The sequence below is a fragment of the Stutzerimonas stutzeri genome (assembly GCF_038561965.1).
GTDB classification, from domain to species: domain Bacteria; phylum Pseudomonadota; class Gammaproteobacteria; order Pseudomonadales; family Pseudomonadaceae; genus Stutzerimonas; species Stutzerimonas stutzeri_AA.
In genome coordinates this window covers 3024835-3047049 of record NZ_CP139348.1, presented here as the reverse complement: position 1 = coordinate 3047049, position 22215 = coordinate 3024835, and the positions used below count along the sequence as shown (strand labels likewise).

Sequence of the window (22215 nt, the reverse complement as noted above, 5' to 3'; positions counted from 1 at the left end):
CCGACGGGCATGACTGTCATCAGCACGGTCGTTATGCATGCCCACCCCGCCATCAGGTCGGCGCAATCGCTAATCAATTGCACGCCACCTGCCGCAATACGTCGCATAGCGATGTCGTAAAAGCCAGAACAAGTTCAGGAGATAGAACTGATGAACGAGGCTGAGCTCTCGCCCCACGATTCCGAAGCGCCTGCTGACCGAATCAATCCCGTAGTCTTCTACGGTTCTGCCATCGCCATTGTGTTGTTTGCCGTATGGACGATGTTTTTCACCGACCGCTCGTTGGCGGTCATCAATACGGTACTCGGCTGGATATCCAACACATTCGGCTGGTTCTACTTCCTCGCCGTGCTGCTCTATCTGTTATTCGTGGTGATCGTGGCGACCAGTCGCTACGGCAAGATCCGTCTCGGGCCGGATCACTCCAAGCCTGAGTTCAACGTGGTCACCTGGGCGGCGATGCTGTTCTCCGCCGGCATCGGCATTGACCTGCTGTTCTTCTGTATCGCCGAACCCATCACCCAGTTTATCGAGCCGCCGGTAGGTGAGGGCGGAACCACCCAGGCAGCGCGCCATGCGATGGAGCTGACCTTCCTGCACTGGGGCCTCTCCGGCTGGGGTGTCTACACACTGGTCGGCATGTCGCTGGCGTATTTCAGCTTCCGTCAGGGATTGCCGCTGTCGATTCGCTCGTCGCTGTACCCGATCTTCGGCAAGCGCATCTATGGCCCTATCGGCCACACCGTCGATACCGCCGCGGTACTGGGTACGATCTTCGGTATCGCCACCAGTCTGGGCATCGGCATCATCCAGCTGAACTTCGGCCTCAACTACATCTTTGGCATTCCGGAAGGCACACTCACCCAGGCGGTGCTGGTGGTGCTGATCGTGGTGTTTTCGGCGATCTCGGCGGCGACCGGGGTGGAGCGGGGGATTCGCCGGCTTTCCGAGTTCAACATGCTGCTGGCGGTTCTGCTGCTGCTGTTCGTGCTGGTGGTCGGTGACACGGTGTTCCTGCTCAACGCATTGGTGATGAATGTCGGTGATTATTTTTCCAACTTCATCAGCCTGTCGCTGGATACCTATGCCTACCGCCGTCCGACCGACTGGCTGAATGCCTGGACAGTGTTCTTCTGGGCCTGGTGGATTGCCTGGGGGCCGTTCGTAGGGCTGTTCCTGGCGCGGATTTCCCGCGGCCGCACCATCCGCGAGTTCGTCATCGGCACGCTGCTGCTGCCGCTGGCCTTTATGATGGCCTGGATGTCGATCATGGGTAACAGCGCCATCGAAATGGTCATGGGCGGTGCGCTCGAATTCGGCCAGCAGGCGGTGAGCAACCCTGGCTCGTCGATCTACCTCTTCCTGCAGAGCCTGCCGTGGGCCGGCCTTACCACCATCGTGGTGACCATCCTCGCAATCGTCTTCTTCGTCACCTCCGGCGACTCTGGCTCGCTGGTGCTGTCGAACTTCACCTCGATCCTCAAGGACGTCAACAGCGATGCGCCGGTGTGGATGCGCATCCTCTGGGCGGCGATCATCGGCATCCTCACCCTGGCGTTGCTGATCGCCGGTGGCCTGACCGCGCTGCAGGGCACCGTGGTGATCATGGGCCTGCCGTTCTCCATCGTGCTGCTGTTCATGATGTACGGGTTGTTCAAGGCATTGCACGTCGAAGGCGTCATGGCCGACAGCTACCAGAAGAGCCTGTCCGGCTACCTGTCCGGTCGCGCCACGCTTGAACATACGCAGATGAACTGGAGCCAGCGCCTGTCTCGAGCGATGAGCTTCCCCAGCCGCTCGCAGATCCGTCGCTACCTGAAGGACGTCTGCAAGCCAGCGATGGAAGAGATCCAGACGGCGCTGGGCGAGAAGGGCGTGCCGGTGGAGATCGTCGAAGGCGAACCGGGCAACGAGCACCTGGCGCTGCACGTCAATCTGGGCAGCGAGCAGGACTTCACCTACCAGATCTGGCCCGTGCGCGGCACGATGCCGTCCTTTGCCCTGCGCACGCAGAGCGGCAACGCGGACTACTACCGGCTCGAGGTGCATTTGCGCCAGGGCAGCCTGGGTTACGACCTGATGGGCTACTCCCGGCGCCAACTGATCGAGGACATCCTCGACCACTACGAGCACCACATGCACTTCCTGCATCTGCAACGCGAAAACGGTGGTGGTGAAAGCGGCATGCCCAACCCGGGCGCTACGCCGACAGCCTGACCACGTACGCCTCGGGCGATCCCCGAGGCGCTCCATTCATGTCGCGGCAGCGTGATCCGCTGCCGCCACAAACACACGCACGAGGTAGAACATGGCCCGTTTCCCACGGCAGCAACTCTATATCCATGGCGGTTACGTGAACGCCAGCAGCAATCAAACCTTCCAGAGCATCAACCCGGCCAATGGCGAAGTCCTGGCCGAAGTGGCCGAGGCCGGCGCGGCCGATCTGGAGCGCGCGGTTGAAAGTGCCGAGCAGGGCCAGCGCATCTGGGCGGCGCTGACCGGTATCGAGCGCGCGCGAATCATGCGCCGCGCGGTCGACCTGCTGCGCGAGCGCAACGACGAGCTGGCACTGCTGGAAACCCTGGATACCGGCAAGCCGCTGAGCGAAACCCGCGGCGTCGACATCGTCACCGGCGCCGACGTGCTGGAGTATTACGCCGGCTTGGCACCGGCCATCGAAGGTGAGCAGATTCCGCTGCGCGACAGCAGCTTCGTCTATACCCGGCGCGAGCCGCTGGGCGTGGTGGCCGGTATCGGTGCCTGGAACTACCCGATCCAGATTGCCCTGTGGAAAGCCGCACCGGCGCTTGCTGCGGGCAACGCGATGATCTTCAAACCCAGCGAAGTCACCTCGCTGAGTGCGCTGAAACTGGCGGAGATCTTCAGCGAGGCCGGTCTGCCGGATGGCGTGTTCAATGTGCTGACCGGCAGCGGCTCCGGCATCGGGGCGCTGCTCACCGAGCACCCACGCATCGCCAAGGTGTCCTTCACCGGCGGCGTGGCCACCGGCAAGAAGGTCATGGCCCGCGCGGCGTCGTCGTCGCTCAAGGACGTGACCATGGAGTTGGGCGGCAAGTCGCCGCTGATCATTTGCGAAGACGCCGATCTGGACCGCGCGGCCGACATTGCGGTGATGGCCAATTTCTTCAGCTCTGGGCAAGTGTGCACCAACGGCACCCGAGTGTTCGTCCCGGCCGGTCTGAAATCTGCGTTCGAGGCCAAGCTCTTGGAGCGGGTGCTGCGCATTCGCCTTGGCGATCCACAGCTGGAAGAAACCAACTTCGGTCCGCTGGTCGGCTTCGCGCACATGAACAACGTGCTCGACTACATCGCCAAGGGCAAAGCCGCCGGTGCGCGGGTGCTCTGTGGTGGGGAGCGGGTAACTGAAGGCGATTACGCCAAGGGCGCCTTTGTCGCGCCGACCATCTTCACCGACTGCCGCGACGACATGACCATCGTGCGCGAGGAAATCTTCGGCCCGGTACTGAGCCTGCTGGAGTATCAGGACGAGGAAGAAGTCATCCGCCGCGCCAATGACACCGATTACGGCCTCGCCGCGGGCGTGGTCACCACCGATCTGGCGCGGGCGCACCGCATCATCCATCGCCTGGAAGCCGGCATCTGCTGGATCAATACCTGGGGCGAGTCGCCGGCGCAGATGCCGGTCGGGGGCTACAAGCAGTCCGGCATCGGCCGCGAAAATGGAATCGCCTCGCTGGCGCACTACACCCGGGTTAAGTCGGTGCAGGTGGAGCTGGGCGAGTTCGCCTCGGTCTTCTGAGGGAGGGAGAACGCATGGAATACGACTACATCATTGTCGGCGCCGGCTCGGCCGGGAACGTGCTGGCCGCGCGGCTGACCGAGGACGCCGATGTCAGCGTGCTGCTGCTCGAAGCCGGTGGGCCGGACTATCGATTGGACTTCCGTACCCAGATGCCCGCAGCACTGGCGTATCCGCTGCAGGGCACTCGCTATAACTGGGCCTACAAGACCGATCCCGAGCCGCACATGAACAACCGCCGCATGGACTGCGGCCGCGGCAAGGGCCTGGGCGGCTCCTCTTTGATCAACGGCATGTGCTACATCCGCGGCAACGCCCTGGACTACGACAACTGGGCCAAGGCGCCGGGGCTGGAGGACTGGACCTACCTCGACTGCCTGCCGTACTTCCGCAAGGCCGAGTCGCGCGACATCGGCCCCAACGACTACCACGGTGGCGACGGCCCGGTCAGCGTGACCACGCCCAAGGCGAACAACAACGAGCTGTTCCAAGCCATGGTCGAGGCCGGCGTGCAGGCCGGTTATCCCCGTACCGACGATCTCAATGGCTTCCAGCAGGAAGGCTTCGGCCCGATGGACCGCACCGTGACGCCTCAGGGCCGGCGCGCCAGCACGGCGCGTGGTTATCTGGACCAGGCCAAGGAGCGGCCGAACCTGACCGTCCTTACCCACGCCGTCACCGATCGCGTGCTGTTCGAAGGCAAGCGTGCCATAGGTGTACGTTACCTGCGCGGCCGCGAGCAGCCACAGGTGGCGCGTGCACGCCGTGAAGTGTTGCTGTGTGGCGGCGCCATCGCCTCGCCGCAGATCCTGCAGCGCTCCGGGGTTGGCCCTGGCGCGTTGCTGAAGAAGCTCGGCGTCACGTTGGTGCAGGAGCTGCCTGGCGTCGGCCAGAACCTGCAGGATCACCTGGAGATGTACCTGCAGTTCGAGTGCCTGAAGCCGGTGTCGCTGTACCCGGCGCTCAAGTGGTGGAACCAGCCTGCTATCGGCGCTGAATGGCTGTTCCTGGGTTCGGGTATCGGCGCCAGCAACCAGTTCGAGGCCGGCGGCTTCATCCGCAGCAGCGACGAGTTCGAATGGCCGAACATCCAGTTCCACTTCCTGCCGGTGGCGGTCAGCTACAACGGCAGCAATGCCCATGACGGGCACAGCTTCCAGGCCCACGTCGGCTCGATGCGCTCGCCCAGCCGCGGCCGTATCGAGATTCGCTCCACCGATCCGCGGGTCGATCCGAGCATCCTGTTCAACTACATGGCCCACGAGCAGGACTGGCGCGAGTTCCGCGATGCCATCCGCCTCACCCGCGAGATCATCGCCCAGCCGGCACTCGATCCGTATCGTGGGCGCGAGTTGAACCCGGGCGTGGAAGCGCAGAGCGATGCAGAGCTGGACGCCTTCGTCCGCGAGCACGCGGAGACGGCCTATCACCCGTCCTGCTCCTGCAAGATGGGTACGGATGACATGGCCGTGGTCGACGGCCAGGGCCGGGTGCATGGGGTGGAAGGGCTGCGCGTGGTGGATGCCTCGATCATGCCGCAGATCATCACCGGCAACCTCAACGCCACCACCATCATGCTGGCGGAGAAGATCGTCGATCGCATCCGTGGCCAGGCGCCATTGCCGCGCAGCACGGCCGACTACTTCGTGGCCAACGGCGCACCGGTGCGGCATCCGCCGCAGCGTTGATGAACCCGCAGCCTGGAGTTGGCAAAGGCGTCGCCGTTTTCCACCCTTGCCGCCGAGGACTCGTCGCGCAGAAATGAAAACGCCCCGCAATAGCGGGGCGTTTTCATATACGCGCTTGGCTCAGATCACTTCGGCCCAGAGGTCGTACTCGTCGGCGTTGGTAACCCGAACGCGGACCTTGTCGCCCGGCTGCAGCGGATGTGCGCTGTCGACGTAGACCATGCCGTCGATCTCCGGGGCGTCGGCCCAGGAGCGGCCGATGGCGCCGTCTTCGTCCACTTCGTCGATCAGTACGTCCAGCTCCTGGCCGACCTTGCGCTGCAGGCGCTCGGCGCTGATGGCCTGCTGGTGTGCCATGAAACGATCCCAGCGCTCCTGCTTGATCTCGTCCGGCACTGCCTCCAGCCCGAGGACCTCGGCGGGTGCGCCTTCAACCGGTGAATACTGGAAGCAGCCGACGCGGTCGAGCTGGGCTTCGGTCAGCCAGTCGAGCAGGTATTGGAAGTCTTCTTCGGTTTCGCCGGGGAAGCCGACGATGAAAGTCGAGCGGATGGTCAGCTCGGGGCAGATCTCGCGCCATTTCTTGATGCGCGCCAGGGTCTTGTCTTCGAAGGCCGGACGCTTCATGGCCTTGAGCACCTTCGGGCTGGCGTGCTGGAAGGGGATATCCAGGTACGGCAGGATCTTGCCGGCGGCCATCAGCGGGATCACGTCGTCGACGTTCGGGTACGGGTAGACGTAGTGCAGGCGCACCCAGACGCCCATCTTGCCCAGCTCCTCGCACAGTTCGAGCATGCGGGTCTTGACCGGCTGGCCGTTCCAGAAGTCGAGCTTGTACTTGAGGTCGACGCCGTAGGCGCTGGTGTCCTGGCTGATCACTAGGACTTCCTTGACGCCGGCCTTGACCAGGCGCTCCGCTTCGCTGAGCACATCGCCCACCGGCCGGCTGACCAGCTTGCCGCGCATCGACGGGATGATGCAGAAGCTGCAGCTGTGGTTGCAGCCCTCGGAAATCTTCAGATAGGCGTAGTGGCGCGGGGTGAGCTTGATGCCTTGCGGCGGCACCAGATCGACGAAGGGATCGTGCTCGAGGTTCGGCGGCACCGCTGCGTGCACGGCGTTGACCACCTGCTCGTACTGCTGCGGCCCGGTGACTGCCAGCACGCTGGGGTGTACGCCGCGGATGTTGTTCTCATCCACGCCCATGCAGCCGGTGACGATGACTTTGCCGTTCTCGGCGATCGCCTCGCCAATGGCATCCAGCGATTCGGCCTTGGCGCTGTCGATGAACCCGCAGGTGTTGACCACCACCACATCGGCGTCCTCGTAGGACGGCACGATCTGGTAACCCTCCATGCGCAGCTGGGTGAGGATGCGTTCAGAATCGACCGTTGCCTTGGGGCACCCTAAGGAAATAAACCCTACACTCGGGGACTTGCTCATGTAATCTCTCCGTCGGGCGCGCCCCGAGCTGCTTCTAAAGGCGCGCGATTCTATAGATTGGTCAAAAAACGCGCAAATCAAAAACGAAACCCATCGCAGGGAGGGGAGATGGAAAAATCAGCCGCAGCATCCGCCACTGAGGCTATTCAGGGACGATTCAAGAGCAGTGAAGAGTGGGTCAGGCAGGAAGAGAACCGTGATGCAGAGCTTGAAAGGTCGTTAACCCATGAATGGAATCTAAAGGCTTGGAAGCGTAGGCAGTTACGCTTTCGCGTCCAATACTTTTTATTGTTAAACGTCTGTATTGCGATCGCGGTTCTGGGCTTAGACGCTTCAAATTCAAACTATCTAGACCACTTCCTGCAAAGTAAATACTCGTTAATCGCTGCGATAATATTGTATTTGTGCTCTGTGATTATGCTATTTGTGATGCCCTACAGGAGTTTTTACTTCGATTCCTTTTCTGAAATTGACCGACGTCATCAAGAATCAAAGGCTGAGATGTCAACTATTGCTGAGGCGAAGGTTGACGAGTTAGCTGATGTACTAACACAGGCGATTGATCAAGCTACAGAGACCATAAGCACCGATAGCAAAGACTCCAAAAGGCCAGAATTTGATCATTATTTAAAGCGGATTATTAGTGATCTTGATAAGCAAATAAGTCTATCTGACGAGAAGGCCTCTAAATTGCTTGATAAAGGTGTTGGGTATCTCGGGGCGGGCTTATTCTTCTATATTATATCGATTCTCTTTTGGCAGTTTTGGGCAAGGGGTGACGAGCTAAGCGCTGTAGTCGCTTTAGGAATGTTCTCCTGTACGATAACCTTTGTCGTTATTGAATTTCTGGCTGCTTGGTTTTTGAAGCAATATCGAAGCTTTATTGATTCGTCACTTTCCTATGCCCGTGTTAAATCCCATTATGATAGATGTCTTCTGTCCTATTATGCCCTGAGGGAGTTTTCATCAACAGCTGAAGACTCTGCAGTTCTAAGAAGTGAAATGCTAGAGTACTTGAAGCGTGAGGCTCATTGGCCTGATGCAAAACAAATTAACGACAACGATTTCAATTACATGCTTGAGTCAATGAATAGTATTACCTCGGCTGTTGATAAATTTCGTGGGTTAGTAAAAAAACCTAAGAAGGTCAACGTCAAAGAGCCTTCATGATGGCGGGTAAGGTATACAGCTATCTGAGGTTTTCCGATCCCCGGCAAGCGGCGGGAAGTAGCGCCGATCGTCAGCTGCAGTATGCCCAGCGTTGGGCAGCCGAGCGGGGGTTTGTGCTGGACGAATCGCTGTCGCTACGGGACGAGGGCTTGTCCGCTTATCACCAACAGCACGTTAAGCAGGGTGCACTCGGGGCGTTTCTGAAAGCGGTGGACGAGGGGCGCATCCCGAGTGGTTCGGTGCTGATCGTAGAGGGGCTGGACCGGCTGAGCCGGGCTGAGCCCATCCAGGCGCAGGCGCAGCTGGCGCAGATCATCAATGCCGGTATCACCGTCGTGACTGCGAGCGATGGCCGGGAGTACAACCGCGCCGGGTTGAAAGCGCAGCCGATGGACCTGGTTTATTCGCTGCTGGTGATGATCCGCGCGCACGAGGAGTCGGACACGAAGAGCAAGCGGGTGAAGGCCTCGATTCGGCGCCTCTGTGAAGGCTGGCAAGCAGATACATATCGTGGGCTGATCCGAAACGGGCGCGACCCTCAGTGGTTGCGCTGGGATGGCCAGGCCTGGCAGCTGTTACCGGAGCGCGTCGAGGCTGTGCGCTACGCACTGGAGTTGTATAAGAAAGGCGAGGGCGCCACGCGCGTGGTGCGGAAGATGGAAGAGCGCGGCTACGTGCTCAGCGACTGGGGGCTGGGCGGGCAGCAGATCTACCGGCTGATTAAGCTGCCCGCGCTGCGGGGTGCCAAGCGGGTCAGCATCGATGGCGAGGATTTTTTGCTCGAGGGGTACTACCCGCCGCTGTTGAGCGATGACGAGTACCACGAACTGCAGGCGGTCACCGATAAGCGCCACGGACGGCGTGGTGCCAGCGATATCGTTGGAATTGTCACCGGGATCGGCATCACCTGGTGCGGCTACTGTGGCACCGCTGTCACGGCGCAGAACCAGATCAGCCGGGCGCGTGAGGACGGGACACTCAATGACGGCCACCGCCGGCTGCACTGTTCATCCTACAGCAGTAGTACTGGGTGCAAGGCTGCCAGCTGCAGCGTGGTTCCAGTAGAGAAGGCTGTGCTCGCGTACTGCGCGGACCAGATGAACCTTACTCGGCTGCTGGAACCCACCGACGATGGCCAGCAGGTGCGCCAGCGGCTACAGGCCTGCCTGCGCAAGCAGGGCGAGGTGGAGCGGCAGTTGGCGCGCGTGACCGAGGCGCTGCTGGCCGACGACGGGGGCGCTGCGCCCTTGGCCTTCGTGCGCAAGGCGCGAGAGTTGGAAGCCGAGTTACAGCAGCTGCACGTCGAAGCCGAGCGGCTGGAACTGGAGCAGGCGGTTCAGGGTAAAGTGCAGACGCCGGCCGCTGCCGAACAGTGGGCTCAGCTTGCTGCCGACTCACAGGACATCTACAGCCCCGCACGGGAGCAGCTCCGGCAGTTGGTGTTGGACACCTTCAGCCGCATCGTGGTTTACATGAGGGGCGTAGTTCTGGACCCGAAGAGCAAGACCATTGCGGTGATGCTCGTATCGCGGGCCGGCCAGCGGGTGATGCTTGAGGTAGATCGGCGGTCGGGTGCCTGGAAGGCGAGCCGCGACCGCAGTGCGTGATCAGGCAGCTTTCTTGCCGATGAGGATGGCTGCCAGTTTCAGGTCGCCCGGCGGGCTGCTGTGCACCACCAGGTGGCCGAGACCCTCCCAGAAGTTTTCCTGTACCTCGATGCAGACTTTCCACGCGGCCCAGGCGACGTCGGCGCCGGCCTCAATGACATTGCCCTGATCATCGATGATGGCCAGCCGCGCCGGCTTTCCGTCGCCGGTAGTTACGGTGAAGCCCTCGCTGACCGTGGCGCTGATGCGGGAGGCCTGCAGCTGCGGATTGGGTACTGAGTCTTTCATCGCCGCTTCCCTCCCTAACAGCACTGCGGCGCGGGGCCGCCGGTATGTTCGGCGTCGACGCGTTCCCAGGTGGAGCGAGCGCGGGCGCGGTGGGTGGACTGCATCAGCTCGAGCAGGCGGTTGTGGTAGTGCAGGAACGCCTGGGCGGGCGTCCAGTTCTCCAGCGGCTGCTCGAGCGGGGTGATGCCGGCGAGGCATTCCCATTCGGCGGCGTGGTCCGGCATGAGCTGGGCGCGTTCGGTGGCCAGGGCGATCATGTCCGCCTCGTGCACGCAGGCAGGCAGTTCCGGTTCGAGGTGGAAGTGTTCGCAGATGGCCAGCCAGACGCGGTGCTCAATCCTGTCGTAAAGGGAGGTGAGTTTTTGTGCCTCGTAGAACTCGCGCATACCGAGCTTGAGCGGGCGCACCATGTCGCCGACGTAGGCTTCGGTGGCGTCGTGGAGCAGGGCGGCGAGCTGGTGTTCGGCCGGGACGATACTGGCGACCAGCAGGCTGTGCTGGGCGACCGAGTAGTGCCGGCTGCTGTGGCCGTTGAAGCGGCAGAGCTGCGACAGGGCGTGGGCGATGTCCAGCGTGCAGACCTGGTCGGCCTTGGGCGCGAGCAGGTCGAAGCTGCGGCCAGAGCGGGTGAGTATCCAGGTCATGCCAGCACCTCCACTTCCATTGCCGGCACGGTTTGCCAGTAGCGGTCGAAGAGGGCGCGGGCACGGTTGGAAAGGCGGCGGCAGATCTCGGCTTGGTCGTGCGAGCCGAGGCCGGCGAAGGTGTTGGAGGCGAGGGTGAGCTTGTCGGCCATGGCGACCAGCTGGTTGGCGTCATCCTCTGTCATGCAGCGAGCTTGCAGGTCTGCGACGTGCTTGCGGCAGGCGTCGAGTTCTGCGGTATTGGCCTCAAGTGCCTGGGCTGCATGGAAGCGGCTCATGGTGAGGGTGTGCTGAGCCGCGTCGACATCACGGCGGGCCTGGACAAGCTCGTGACGATGGGCGTGCAGGCCGCGCTGGTAGCCGATGTCGAAGGCCTCGCGCTTGCCCTTGCGCAAGCCCTCATAAAAGCCGATGCCGTATAGGATGGCCATGGCGGCAACTGCGCCGATGAAGGCGATGATCTGAATGGTGGTGAAGTTCATGTGCTGTGTCCCCGTGGTGCCCGCCAGCTGGTGAGGCCGGCGGGGTGGTGGTTGCTGTTACTTGCCGAGAGAGAAGGTGCCGATGGTGAGCGGCACCAGGCCGCCAACTTCCTGCTCGAGCACGTCCTTGAATTCCTGGGCGAAGGCTTCGCGCTGGGCTTCCTCCCCGACCCAGCGGAGTTTCAGGAGTGGCTCGTCGCGGCCGGTGATGACGGACAGGCGCAGCTTGATGTCGGCCACGTCGAGCCCTTCGAACGGCACGGTGGTGAAGATGAAGGCGGAGGGCAGGGTGTCCTGGCTCTTGGCCTCGATCTCGTCCATCGTCGAGCGGCTGGCAGAGAAGTCGCCGACGTTGCTGTCGCGCTGGCTGGTGGCCTTGATGACCATGCGGCGCACGGCGTTGACGGCCTGCAGCATTTCGAGGTTGGACTCACCGTCCCGCGCCTCGAGGTTGGGGAGCCAGTCCTCCAGCCATTCGGCGAGTTCCTTCTGGCTGAGTGGCTTGCCGAGCACAGCCTGAAGAGCGGAATAGGCGGCGGTGGGCTTGAGGGTGAGCACGGCCACGTCATCGCCGTGGCCGGCGGCGCCCGGCTCGCCCAGGTTGAAGATGACGGTAGCGCGCATGGCGTCCTGGTCGATGAAGCCGAGCGCCTTGACCGGTGCGTTGTCATCCACCACGTCATGGCTCTCGGTGTACTTGATGAAGTCCTGCAGGGAGTGGGTAGCCATGGTGCCGCGGAAGCGGTCGCGCTGAGGCTGGAATGCTTCCAGCGACTGCAGGCGAATGCCCTCTGGCAGTACCGCTACGCTAGTGCCGCCCTCAATGGTGAGCGGCTTAGCTGCCGCGATCACGGCTTGGGACTCGATATGTTGGATGGCTTCTTTGCTCAGCGACATGCTGTCTCTTCCTTTTGGTGAGTGGGGCTTGGTGATGCGGCTCAGACTTCGCGGGCTTTAACGGGCGCCTGCTCGCGGGTGAACATCTGGTCGGTCGGGCTCGTCTGGAACAGCTCAAGGCCGTTCTCGGTGACGTACATGGGCGTGTCGAGCGAGGTGTCCTCACGCTTCTTGCCGCGCTTGGTGGGTTGCACGAAGTCCAGCGTGTGGCTGACGGTGACCTGGTTGCTCTGGCCAATCTGCTTGAGCTTGAACTTGAGCGTTACCTCGCCGGGCTTGCCGTGGTCGACCACGCCGGCGGCGACGTCGGAGAGCGCGCGGCCGACCTGCTGGGCGAATACGCTGGCGTTGAGGGAGTTGATGAACTCGCTGGTATCGGTGGGTTTCATGGCGTGCTGTGCCTCTTTGGTTGCCCTTGGTGGGGGCGGGTTATGCCGCTTGTGCGGCGGCGGTTTGATCCAGCCATTCGGCCAGATCGTGTAGGTAGATGACCCAGGGGCTGCGGTTGGAGCTGGGGTCGAGCTGCCGGATCTTGAGGTTGAGCTGGCCTTCGCGGACCTTGCGGCGCAGGTGCTTGACCGTGGTGATGTGCGGCAGGTGATCGGTGAGCAGCTGCTCGGCGGTGATGTAACTGCCGGGGTAGCGGCTACGCAGGCTCTCCAGTGTGGTCTGGGGTGGTTGCTTCACGGCTGCGCCTCCCCGCGCCCCGCCGGGAGGCGTAGGCGGATCAGCTCGGTGATGCCTGCGATGGTCTTGCCGGCCTGACGGTCGACCACATTGCCGGCGCCGTCAGTAATGAAGCAGGCGAAGGGGGCGGTCGGGTCTTTGTTGAGGGTGACGTGCGGCAGATACCCGAGTGGCAGTACATCGAACAGCGCGCACCAGAGCCGGCCAAGGTCATCTGCACAAGGGTGGTCAAGCCGTAAGCGGGCAATGGCGTCGTCGCAGGCGCCGCGGAGCACGCCGGCCGCTACCACGCTGGGGTGGTCCAGATACAGGCTGGTGAGCTTGAGCGCGCCGATCGCTTGTTGGGCGGCTGAGGTGGTCATGCGGCGGCGTCCTTCTTGGTGACGGTAATGCTCAGTTGTTCGGCCAGCCAGGCGATGCCCGCTTCGGTGGCCATGACCACGCCGTAGTGCGTGTAGCTTTTGATGGCCGGGTTCCAGCGGCTGCGGGTGTCGACGAACAGCCGGCCCCGGCCGCGCTCGGTACTGATGAGCTCGCCGGCGTGGTTGAGCAGGCCCAGCTCACGCATACGGGCGCGCAGCTTGCGCGGGCCAATGTTCAGCACGGCGGCAGCCTGGTCGAGGGTGCGGTTCATGGTGGCGAGCCTCAGGCTTTGGGGCCGGTGGCCGACAGAGCGCGGCGGATCACCGCGTCGACGGCAGCCTCAGGGGTATCACCTTCGGCGCTGAAAATCGGCTTCTCGAAGCTGCTATATAGGTCAGCGTGCCACCGACCCTCGTACTCGGGAGTGAGCGCGATACGGTGCCTTTTCAACGCATCCAACAGGGCGGTTTGAACCGGGGCTTGCCGGGCCTTTTTGTTTAGCTCATGCGCTGCCTTGGAAAAGGCCGCCGTGGCTGCAGCAAGGTCGCTCGGCTTGGGTCGCTGCGGAATGGCCTCGGCCGTATCGAGCGTGCCGTTGGCGATGGCCTCGACCCAATCGGCCAAGTGTTGGGCGTTGGCGCCGTCGCCGGCCTGTAGGGTCATGCTGTGCTGCTGTTCGCGTAGATGCAGCACCGCCTCAAGCTTGAAACCAGAAGCTGCGTCGATGGCCGGCAGCACTTCCAGGCTTATTGCAGGGCGCAGTTCGCGCGAGGGCTGCACGAGTAGCAGCGTGTCGTTGCCACCGGTGCTTGCCAGCAGTTGCAGGGCGGCTTCGCTGCCTTTGGTGAGGGAGTAGATGCTCATGCGCAGTCGCCTCCGAACGGGCCGAAGCCCTCGAAGGCGGGCAGGGTGTGGCGCTTGAGTTGTGCCGTGCGCAGGGTGACGTGAGCGGTCAGGCCGGTTTCACGTTCGATACGGCGTACGGTGAAGGGGTTGGATGCCGCTGCCGGGTGCAGAAAGACCGGGCAGCGGGTGCTGCTGTGCTGTGCTGTGTCCATGGTCGCGATCCCGTGGTGAGTGGGTACACGACAAAATATGTACTAATGGTACACTGTAGTCAAGACGGCGCTAAATTTAAATGAACCTATAGTTCATTTACCGGTTTCTAGAGAGCGCCAAGTGACGTAGACGCTGCCGTCATCGCGCCTGGTCATCGCAACGCCATCTGCCTGCTGAATCTCGTCGAGGAGCCGGTCCCAGTCTTCAGGCCGGTCATCCTCTTCGCGTGCGAGGTTAGCCTGGCGCTCGCGCTGGGCGCGTGGCGTGGTGATGGCCCGGTTAACTCGGCGCACCAGGCGGTGGTAGGTGGAAAGGTGAGAGGGGTGGGATAGCGCAGCGTGCCCTTGCATGAAAAGCCTCCTTTTTACTGTGCGTATACACAGTAGTTGTGAGGATTAATTCGGGCAACCGATAGATGTAGTGGCGAAACGACACATGTAAACAAAGCGCTCATACGGGATTGATTACTTTAGAAATGCAGCGTGCATCGACGAACGGTATCTCAAATCACCGATTGCAAATACTAATCTAAGCGTTCTGCAAAAAAATCAATGCCAATACATTAGGCTTCTTTATCTGATTCAGTATTCTTTAAGGCGCCTATATACATCTCATACCAGCCTGAGATTCTGAATATGGCAAATGTTGCGCCCAAGATAAGCATAATGGCGTAGAGAAATGCGAAGTAACCGAAAGCGCCGCCAATCAAATTCAGCGTTGGGAGAGCTTTATAATACCAGTTTGGAAGCCAATCTGTTGTGAAGTACAAGGACTTGGCGCTAAGCGCATATGTAAATGCAATTACCTGCACCACAATGAAATGGGTAAACGAAGATATCAGAGATATGAATGGGGAAGGTTTGTCTGTTTTTTTGCTTCCGGCAATAAACTTACTGAAACCCGAATCCATGCTCAGGAAAACAGCCATGCCGGCCAAAGTGAATCCGAGTAGCGTCGGCATGGAAGAGATGATTACTTCCCACCAGCCAGGCTGCGACCAGCTTCCATAATTGACTATCGTTAGTGCTAGTGCGAGCAGGATATAAAAAGATTTGAAGAGCGCTTTGGCGCCCCCGTACGCGGACCAATACCTACGCCACAACACAAGCGTTGCAGCGTAAGGATGTATGTTGCGGCGTTTAGATTGCCTTTCCACTCAGTATTTCTCGGTGCAGTTCTTCTGCTTTTTCAAGTAGAGCATTAAGCTCGCTTTGTAAGTCGGGATTATAGCTTGCGGTTGCTTTAAGCGGCCTATCTTTTGTGCTGATTTCAACTATGTTTCCCGCGGTGCGGCCCTTGGCATAAACGGAGCCATTCTCCGAGGCTACTGCTGCGAGCGCTTTCAGCTGAGCATCTGGTTGCAGGCCCTCAGGGGTGGCCGAGAAATACTGCCGTTTTTCTTTCCCAGCGTTTAGTTCTTGCAGCCGCTCTAAAATGTCTTCCTCGACATCATCGTGATCATCTGGATTAGGCTTGCGTATCTCCAATTCGATTACCGAGATGTTTTCAATTTTAAAAAGCTCGTCAGTTACGCCTCTTTCCGGCTGAACAGTCACGTTGAGTTCGCCGAATTCAGCGAGGTTTGCATGTGTGGAAATAGACTCAAAAAAACGCTTTACCATAAGCGGGGACAGGTTGTGATCAGTTTTTTTGCTGATGAAATATAGTCTATGCTTTTTCGGAAAAAATACGTACTGAAACCGCTTGAAATGTGGCTTCAAATGATCTGGTATGACAATGTCCTTTACATCCTCTCTCGAGGCAGCATCCATCTTCAAAGTGTTGAACCAGTCCTCAGCGGCATTCAGCTTCAGGAATTTATAGATTGTTCCGGCGTATGCTTCAGTCTTAGTTGATCCTTCATCTGCACTGTAAAAAGACCCTAGCATCAGAGCGTCATCGCCACGTACCTTTGCGTCGAGCTGGGTTTCATGAATTGTTCTGAATAAATCTATATATCTTTCTGGAGAGTGTGGATGCAAAACAATATTGAGGCTGGCAACTTCAAACCTGATCTTCTTAATTTGCTTTGCTTTATTGCGCTTTATTGCGGCCATCTAGGCATTCCCCGGTGATGCAGAAAGTTTGGCAATTTATAATTATAGGTTCGGTATGGCGATTGGCCATACTACTTAGGCATCATCGCAAGTGTGCGAAGGCCGATATTAGAATTTGCGAATTACGATGCTACGTTTCTTCAAGTTCAGTGCGCAGCACTAGCAGGTCTTGCGGGGCGTCAATTGAGAGCCGGGCCTTGCTGCCTTTGATTTCTTTGACGGTCAGAATGATACCGTCGAGGAGGAGCTGTTCGATCAGCTCTTCGGCATCTGTGCCCGGCTGAACGCGGATGACGATTTTTTCACCTTCGCGGCGGGTGAGGGTGAGGTTGCCCATGGTCTCGCTTCCTTGCGTGATGTGTTCGGTCAGAGTCTGACTTTGCTAGGTGGCAGAATGGCCCCGACGTAATGGATGGTTTCTATCTGTTCGACCGGGATGGTGCGGCGGCCGAAGGCGTCGTTGACAGACATAACGCTGACTTCTGTGTCGTTGGCGTACAGCAGTTCCTTGACCATGCTTTCGCCGTCGACGAGGCGGATCATCACATATTCACCTGGCACCCAAGATTGGTTGGGTTCACAGACGGCGATCCAGCCGGACCGTATCGCGGGGGCCATAGAGTCGCCGCGTAGGCGCAGTGCGTAGGCGCCCGGGTCTCGCGACGGTACGTCAACAACTCCATCGCCTTCGTCCAGGGCATGCCAATAACCGTCGTTACCCATCTGGGCGGTGCCTACGATGCGGATCTCCCTGAAAGGGCTGATGATGGGCGGCCCTGGCTCTATGCTTGGTGCTGACTCGGCTTGGGTCGAGGACATCGGACCCTCTTCGTACTGTAGCCACTCTCGACGAACCCCAAGCTCCAGCGCTATCGCCAGAAGCTTGCTAGGCCCTGGCATAGCTTCTCCATTCAACCATTTACTCGCGGCTTTAGGCGTTACACCAGCGACTTTGGCCAGGCGAGCGCCAGCGCCCCAGCTTTCAACGCCATGGGCGGCTAGGGCGGCTTTGAGGCGTTTGGAGAACGCCGTGCGGATATCTTCGTGTTGAACCATAGGTTCAATTTCGCATGCCCTTGCGTGAACTTTCAGTTCCGTCATACCATGTACCGTAGGTTCACATTTGGCTTGGGAGACTCACGATGAGCTCAGTGAAAGAGGCGGTTCGATGCGCTGGCGGAGCCAAGGCTGTCGCACGGGCTTGTGGAGTCAGCGTTAGAGCCGTCTACAAATGGATCGCTGCCAATTCGTTACCCCGTACGGAATACACGGGTGAAACGAGATATCTCACCAAATTAGCGGACTTAGCGAGCGAGCAAGGCGCTTCGTTTGATGTTGCTCGTCTCAAAGCAGCGGCCGCGCCGCGCAAGGCTGGTACCGCTGAGCCGGAGACACTTCAGTTGCCCGACCGGCGTTCAGGTGAGCGGCGGAGTTGCGAACGCCGCGCCGACGAGCGCCGGTCGGAAGACCGCCGCGCATAACCCTTTCAACTCCGCTGGGACACACCACTGTTTTCAGTATCAGCGGGGGCTGGCACCGGGAGCCTCACCAGCAGACCGGAACGGGCAGGCCCAAGGGCCAAGAGCAACAAACCTGACGCCACGGCGGCAGGTGGATGTAGAGGCTGGAATCAAGGCGCCCACTCACCAAAGTAAAGCAGCCTTGACCCAGCGTTCCGGTAGACGGGTACCACCCCTGACTACCTCAACCCGCGACCCGAGGACACAGCACGTATCGGGAAGGGTCGCGAGCTGTGGGCCAACTGTAGGGCAACTGCCCTGCGGCTGGCTACAGCGTTACCGGGGCATTAACGCTATGAGCCGCAAGGATCTTTTACCGGGCACCGGCCCGGTGCTGAACACCCGCCAGGCGCTCTACCGCGCCACGCGCGACGCAACAGGGGGCCAGAACGCGGTGGCGCTGACCATCGGGATGGACCCGGACGAGCTGAACAAGCGCGTCAGCCCCACGAGCAATCGCCCCATTCACCCTGAGTTCTTGGAGGAAATCGTTGCGGCAACGCGCGACCCGCGCCTGCTGGCGGCCTTGGTGCGCCCGGCCGGTGCGGTGGCCTATGTGCCCGCGCCGGTTCCGGCCACGCATGCCGCGCTGAATGCGCTGGGCAAGCTGCTACGGGCAGAAGGGGATTTTGTGGCGAGCCTGCATGAGGGCGCTGCGGACAACATATGGTTGCCGCATGAGGTCGAGGCGCTGCGCTACCACGCCAACCGCGTGATTGGTCACGTGCTGGGCATTGTCGCCGGCGCTGAACTGGCGATGTCGGAGGCCAGGGCAGGCGGGGAGGTGGCCCATGGATGAGCGCGCATTCGAACTGGCGCAACAGCGCGAGCTGGAAGACCGGGAGGCGGCGATTGCGCGCCGCGCGCGTTATGAGGGCGTGAGCCTTAGTGAGTGCGAGGGGTGCGGCGACGAGATTCCGCCTGCGCGGCGCGAGGCGGTGAAGGGGTGCCGGCTGTGTATCGCTTGCCAGGCGGACGAGGACAAGCGGAATGCGGGGGTGAGGCGTGGGTAAGCCCTCAAACTGCTTCGATACGTGCTCGGTAGTTGGACGCTTGTGTACTGAGGCGTTCCACGACTTCACAATAAAGCGCGAACTCATACCTGAATCGTTCGGTTTCGTTTCCATAGGCCGCGAAATCGTTGCGTTGGAAGGCATCTATGGAGGCACGAAGGGTGACGCAGGCCCGCGTATATGTGCTTTTGAGTTCAAGCGCTGTAGCCACGCTGTCGTGGTCGGGCAGTTGGTGAATCGGGTATCGGTCAAGCTCAACTTGCATGCTGGAAAACATGTGATCCTCCCGAGCGAAGGACAGCGTTCCAAAAACGCCGTCGTCATCGTTCAGCTCATCTTGGACCATCGAAAGCAAGTGGCCCGCGAAGTTGGCCATTGCTCCGAGCGAATCAAAAAGCTGTATTGCCTGCTCGTGGTTTCTGATAGAGGCCTCCCTGCGCATCATCCGGTTCTGATGAAACGGGACGGCGATTGCGATTACCAAAGCGATGATCGTGCCGATGGCCTGCGCCCAGCTCGCGGTCCCAGGATGCGCTTCGAACCAAGTAAATACCCACTCCATTGCCCTCGACTCCAGTTCCGTCACGAACGTGCCATGGTGCACGAGACTAGAGGGTGCGCCAATGTCTGAGCGCGTACCCCTCACCGTGGCCGATCTCCCCGAGCTGCTGCAGTACATCAAAGCCGATGACCGTGACACCTGGTTGCAGGTGGGCATGGGCATTAAGGCGGAGTTCAGCAGTAATGGGTTCGATGCCTGGGATACCTGGAGTGCCGGCGCTGACAGTTACAGCACGGCGGATGCGAAGACGGTTTGGCGCTCGTTCCGCAAGGCGGGCACGGGCATGGGCACGGTGATCAAGCTGGCGAAGGACAACGGCTGGCGTCCGCGCCGAGAGCCGATCACCGCCGAGGAGAAGCGACGGCTGAATGCCGAGGCGGAAGCGCGGCGGGCGGTGCGCCAGGCGGAGATCGAAGCGGACGAGGCGAGGGCGCAGGTGATGCGCGAAGCCGTGGCCGCTGCCTGTGAGCTGATCTGGACTAAGCACTGCAAGCCGCAAGGCGAAAGCCCCTACCTGGAGCGCAAGCAGGTGGGGGCTTTTGGCGTTGGCTACTTCCATTACACGGTTGTGCTGGCCATCGATGACGAGCGGCAGCGCTGCGATGTGTGGGTGGGCAGCGAGACGCGGGAGTTCTTCGCGGCCATGCCCAAGCCCCGGCCGGATTCATTGTCGTTCCTGATGTTCAAGGCGGGCAGCATTGCCATTCCGCTGCGTGATGCGGCTGGCAAGTTGTGGAGCCTGCAGGCGATCAACGAGCAGGGCACGAAGCTGTTCCCGAAGTACGGGCGCAAGGCCGGTTGCCGGCATGTGCTGGGCGAGCTGGCCGACGCAGCGGTGATCGCCGAGGCCGAGGGCTACGCGACGGCGGCGAGCGTGCATATGGCCAAGGGCTGGCCAGTGGCGATGGCGCTGGACTCCGGCAACATGCCGGCGGTTGCGCGTGACCTGGCGGCGCAGTGCCCGGAAGCGCTGCTAGTGGTCACCGGTGACGATGACCCGACGAAGCCGGGCAACCCGGGCCGGAAGAAGGCGGAAGCGGCAGCGGGGGAGGTTTGCGGCATCGCGGCATTCCCGACGCTGCCGGCCGAAGGCGAGGCGGGGCAGGACTGGAACGATGTGCATGTAGCTTGGGGGCTGGAGGCGGTTGCGCAGCAGCTCGATGCGGCTGTGGCTGCTGGTAAGCCTTCCCCGGACCCATCCGCTGACGAAGCCGCTGCGGCGGCCGGCTCCTCCGACAACGGGGGGCAGGGGGTGGGCTTCACCAGTGAGCAGGTGATGCGGCGGTTTGCGTTGGTTGAGGGCACGACGCAGGTCTGGGACCAGGACAAGAAAGCGGTGATGAAGAAGACCGCGTTCGAGGCGCTGGTGACGAAGCCGCTGGCGAAGGCCTGGGCCGATGACGTTGGCAAGAAGCTGATCGGCGCCGATACGGTGCGCGAGTTGGAGCAGGCGCGGCGGATGGCCGGCAAGAAGGCAACGGCGCTGGGGATGACGCCCATCGAGCGGTATGTGTACATCGACGGGACGAAGGACGTGTGGGACCGCGAGAAGAAGCGGCGCATTCCGGAGGGCGCGGTGAAGATGGCACTGGGCGATGCCTATGCGTTGTGGCTGAACAGTGCCGAGCGCCGAACGGTGGATGTGGACCACATCGTCTTTGACCCGACGATGACGAAGGACCCGGCGGTGTATATCAACACGTTCGAGGGCCTGCCGCAGGAGCCGGTGCGCGATGACGCGGCGTGCGAGAACCTGCGGTGGCTGATCTCGTTTCTGTGCAACCACGAGGCGGAGCCGCTGGCGTGGTTAGTGAAATGGCTGGCTTATCCGCTGCAGCACCCGGGCGCGAAGCTGGACACGGCTGTGCTGATGCATTCGGTGATGGAGGGCTCGGGCAAGAGCTTGCTGTTTGCCGATACGCTGGGTGCGCTGTATGGCCCGTATGCGGCGACGGTGGGGCAGACGCAGCTGGAGAGCAACTTCAATGCGTGGCAGAGCCGGAAGCTGTGGGCGGTGTTCGAGGAAGTCGTGAGCCGCGACCAGCGTTACAACCAAGTGGGCAAGATCAAGCATCTGATCACTGGCAAGACGGTGCGGATGGAATCGAAGTTCATCAATGGTTGGGAGGAAGCCAACCATATGAATGCGGTGTTCCTCTCGAACGAGATCCTGCCGTGGCCGATCAGTGAGTCGGACCGGCGCTTTCTGGTGATGTGGCCGTTGGAGACGTTGCCGGAGGAACGGCAGCGGGCGATCGGTGCGGAGCTGGCGAACGGCGGGGTGGCTGCCCTTTATGGCTGGCTGCTGGATGTGGACCTGGGCGACTTCAATGAGCGCACCCGGCCGCCGCGCACGGATGCCCGGCAGCGGCTGGTGGCGTTGTCGCGGGCTGGCTGGCAGACCTTCCTTCATCAGTGGCAGCACGGAGAGTTGGGGCACAAGCTTTGGGGCGCGTGCCTGTCGACTGACCTCTACGCGCTGTTCCTTGAGTGGTGCCAGCGCAACCGTGAACACGCGATGAGCCAGACGAAGTTCAGCCTGTTCATCAGCTCCGAGGTGGAGAAGACGCGGTCGATTCCCTGGACGGAGGGGGCGAACCGGCGCTTCGGGGCCTTCTTCTTTCCTAATGACCCGGACTCTTCCCTGCCCCCATCTATGAACGCAGCTGCGCTTGGCCAGCATGTGGCGGCCTGGCGGGCGAAGGCGAAGCTGGCGGGCTGGGATGTGGGCGGCTGGGACCACTTGAAGGGGGCTGCGGCATGAATACGACGAAAAGTGTGTTGGGTGTGTTGGGTTGTGTTGGGTTGGGTTTGCGAACCCAACACAGAGGCAGGCCAGTAACGGCGCCGCTTTGCGGGGTGTGTGCTGGGTGTGTTGGGTTTGGAGTCGCGCGCGCGCATGCGTGTGTTTTGTTGCAACGACTGAACGGGGCTGATGAAGCGAGAAAAAACTG

Annotated in this window: 25 protein-coding genes; 8 read left to right on the top strand and 17 right to left on the bottom strand. The window is 61.0% G+C overall.

The genetic code is table 11. The features are described from left to right. Window positions 1-150 precede the first annotated feature (150 nt). From SM130_RS13755 to betA, 3 genes are all read left to right on the top strand, one after another. On the top strand, window positions 151-2217 hold the full coding sequence (locus tag SM130_RS13755) for a choline transporter (protein ID WP_102825489.1): 2067 nt from the start codon (window positions 151-153) through the stop codon (window positions 2215-2217). Window positions 2218-2308: 91 nt separating this feature from the next. Continuing rightward, a complete protein-coding gene (gene betB, locus SM130_RS13750; protein WP_102825490.1) occupies window positions 2309-3781 on the top strand; it encodes a betaine-aldehyde dehydrogenase in 1473 nt (490 codons plus the stop codon). A 14-nt stretch (window positions 3782-3795) separates the two neighbouring features. Then, complete coding sequence (gene betA, locus SM130_RS13745; protein ID WP_102825491.1) at window positions 3796-5469, top strand: choline dehydrogenase; 1674 nt, start codon at window positions 3796-3798, stop codon at window positions 5467-5469. 120 nt (window positions 5470-5589) lie between these two features. On the opposite strand, the gene rimO is transcribed toward betA, so the two are convergent. Then, on the bottom strand, window positions 5590-6912 hold the full coding sequence (gene rimO / locus SM130_RS13740; protein WP_102825492.1) for a 30S ribosomal protein S12 methylthiotransferase RimO: 1323 nt from the start codon (window positions 6910-6912) through the stop codon (window positions 5590-5592). Between the two features lie 108 nt (window positions 6913-7020). On the opposite strand from rimO, the gene SM130_RS13735 reads away from it, so the two are divergent. Together SM130_RS13735 and SM130_RS13730 are read left to right on the top strand one after the other, a co-directional pair. Continuing rightward, window positions 7021-8082: a hypothetical protein gene (locus tag SM130_RS13735; protein WP_102825493.1), complete on the top strand. Its 1062-nt coding sequence runs from the start codon at window positions 7021-7023 to the stop codon at window positions 8080-8082. Next, on the top strand, window positions 8082-9689 hold the full coding sequence (locus tag SM130_RS13730; protein WP_102825494.1) for a recombinase family protein: 1608 nt from the start codon (window positions 8082-8084) through the stop codon (window positions 9687-9689). Before SM130_RS13735 ends, SM130_RS13730 begins: the two co-directional genes overlap by 1 nt. Here the strand turns inward: SM130_RS13730 and SM130_RS13725 are convergent, their stop codons facing one another. The 15 genes from SM130_RS13725 to SM130_RS13655 all read right to left on the bottom strand — a co-directional run bounded on the left by SM130_RS13725 (window position 9690) and on the right by SM130_RS13655 (window position 17222). Then, the gene (locus SM130_RS13725) at window positions 9690-9977 is read right to left on the bottom strand and encodes a hypothetical protein (RefSeq protein ID WP_102825495.1); all 288 of its coding nucleotides are present in this window, start codon (window positions 9975-9977) and stop codon (window positions 9690-9692) included. A 14-nt stretch (window positions 9978-9991) separates the two neighbouring features. Beyond that, complete coding sequence (locus SM130_RS13720) at window positions 9992-10621, bottom strand: phosphohydrolase (RefSeq protein WP_102825496.1); 630 nt, start codon at window positions 10619-10621, stop codon at window positions 9992-9994. After that, window positions 10618-11103: a hypothetical protein gene (locus SM130_RS13715; RefSeq protein ID WP_102825497.1), complete on the bottom strand. Its 486-nt coding sequence runs from the start codon at window positions 11101-11103 to the stop codon at window positions 10618-10620. The genes SM130_RS13720 and SM130_RS13715 overlap by 4 nt, the downstream gene beginning before the upstream one ends. Before the next feature lie 57 nt (window positions 11104-11160). Further along, window positions 11161-12000: a DUF2303 family protein gene (locus tag SM130_RS13710; RefSeq protein ID WP_102825498.1), complete on the bottom strand. Its 840-nt coding sequence runs from the start codon at window positions 11998-12000 to the stop codon at window positions 11161-11163. Window positions 12001-12041: 41 nt separating this feature from the next. After that, window positions 12042-12389: a hypothetical protein gene (locus SM130_RS13705; protein WP_102825499.1), complete on the bottom strand. Its 348-nt coding sequence runs from the start codon at window positions 12387-12389 to the stop codon at window positions 12042-12044. A gap of 40 nt (window positions 12390-12429) precedes the next feature. Further along, window positions 12430-12687: a pyocin activator PrtN family protein gene (locus tag SM130_RS13700; protein WP_102825500.1), complete on the bottom strand. Its 258-nt coding sequence runs from the start codon at window positions 12685-12687 to the stop codon at window positions 12430-12432. Continuing rightward, window positions 12684-13049 carry a hypothetical protein gene (locus SM130_RS13695; protein ID WP_102825501.1) on the bottom strand — a complete coding sequence of 122 codons (366 nt, stop codon included), beginning with the start codon at window positions 13047-13049 and terminating at the stop codon, window positions 12684-12686. Before SM130_RS13695 ends, SM130_RS13700 begins: the two co-directional genes overlap by 4 nt. Then, window positions 13046-13321, bottom strand: a complete 276-nt coding sequence (locus SM130_RS13690) for a hypothetical protein (protein ID WP_102825502.1) — start codon at window positions 13319-13321, stop codon at window positions 13046-13048. The genes SM130_RS13695 and SM130_RS13690 overlap by 4 nt, the downstream gene beginning before the upstream one ends. 11 nt (window positions 13322-13332) lie before the next feature. Next, window positions 13333-13914, bottom strand: a complete 582-nt coding sequence (locus tag SM130_RS13685; protein ID WP_102825503.1) for a hypothetical protein — start codon at window positions 13912-13914, stop codon at window positions 13333-13335. After that, entirely contained in the window at window positions 13911-14108 is a 198-nt protein-coding gene (locus SM130_RS13680; protein WP_102825504.1) for a hypothetical protein, read from the bottom strand. Before SM130_RS13680 ends, SM130_RS13685 begins: the two co-directional genes overlap by 4 nt. A gap of 93 nt (window positions 14109-14201) precedes the next feature. Continuing rightward, window positions 14202-14459, bottom strand: coding sequence for a DUF1654 domain-containing protein (locus SM130_RS13675; protein ID WP_102825505.1), 258 nt, complete (start codon window positions 14457-14459; stop codon window positions 14202-14204). A gap of 212 nt (window positions 14460-14671) precedes the next feature. Continuing rightward, on the bottom strand, window positions 14672-15265 hold the full coding sequence (locus SM130_RS13670; RefSeq protein ID WP_146029746.1) for a hypothetical protein: 594 nt from the start codon (window positions 15263-15265) through the stop codon (window positions 14672-14674). Further along, complete coding sequence (locus tag SM130_RS13665; RefSeq protein WP_102825507.1) at window positions 15249-16166, bottom strand: DUF4747 family protein; 918 nt, start codon at window positions 16164-16166, stop codon at window positions 15249-15251. Before SM130_RS13665 ends, SM130_RS13670 begins: the two co-directional genes overlap by 17 nt. Before the next feature lie 130 nt (window positions 16167-16296). Next, window positions 16297-16503 carry a carbon storage regulator gene (locus tag SM130_RS13660; protein ID WP_102825508.1) on the bottom strand — a complete coding sequence of 69 codons (207 nt, stop codon included), beginning with the start codon at window positions 16501-16503 and terminating at the stop codon, window positions 16297-16299. A 29-nt stretch (window positions 16504-16532) separates the two neighbouring features. Beyond that, complete coding sequence (locus tag SM130_RS13655; protein ID WP_256044973.1) at window positions 16533-17222, bottom strand: S24 family peptidase; 690 nt, start codon at window positions 17220-17222, stop codon at window positions 16533-16535. A gap of 759 nt (window positions 17223-17981) precedes the next feature. Between SM130_RS13655 and SM130_RS13650 the strand changes: the two genes are divergently transcribed. After that, window positions 17982-18485, top strand: a complete 504-nt coding sequence (locus tag SM130_RS13650; protein WP_102825509.1) for a phage regulatory CII family protein — start codon at window positions 17982-17984, stop codon at window positions 18483-18485. Continuing rightward, window positions 18478-18699 carry a TraR/DksA C4-type zinc finger protein gene (locus SM130_RS13645; RefSeq protein WP_102825510.1) on the top strand — a complete coding sequence of 74 codons (222 nt, stop codon included), beginning with the start codon at window positions 18478-18480 and terminating at the stop codon, window positions 18697-18699. Before SM130_RS13650 ends, SM130_RS13645 begins: the two co-directional genes overlap by 8 nt. 4 nt (window positions 18700-18703) lie before the next feature. Here the strand turns inward: SM130_RS13645 and SM130_RS13640 are convergent, their stop codons facing one another. Further along, window positions 18704-19285 (bottom strand): hypothetical protein, encoded by a 582-nt coding sequence (locus SM130_RS13640; RefSeq protein WP_342369038.1) that lies wholly within the window; start codon window positions 19283-19285, stop codon window positions 18704-18706. A gap of 37 nt (window positions 19286-19322) precedes the next feature. Here SM130_RS13640 and SM130_RS13635 point away from each other — a divergent pair, with 37 nt between their 5' ends. Next, on the top strand, window positions 19323-22025 hold the full coding sequence (locus tag SM130_RS13635) for a DUF5906 domain-containing protein (RefSeq protein WP_181019265.1): 2703 nt from the start codon (window positions 19323-19325) through the stop codon (window positions 22023-22025). Window positions 22026-22215 lie beyond the last annotated feature (190 nt).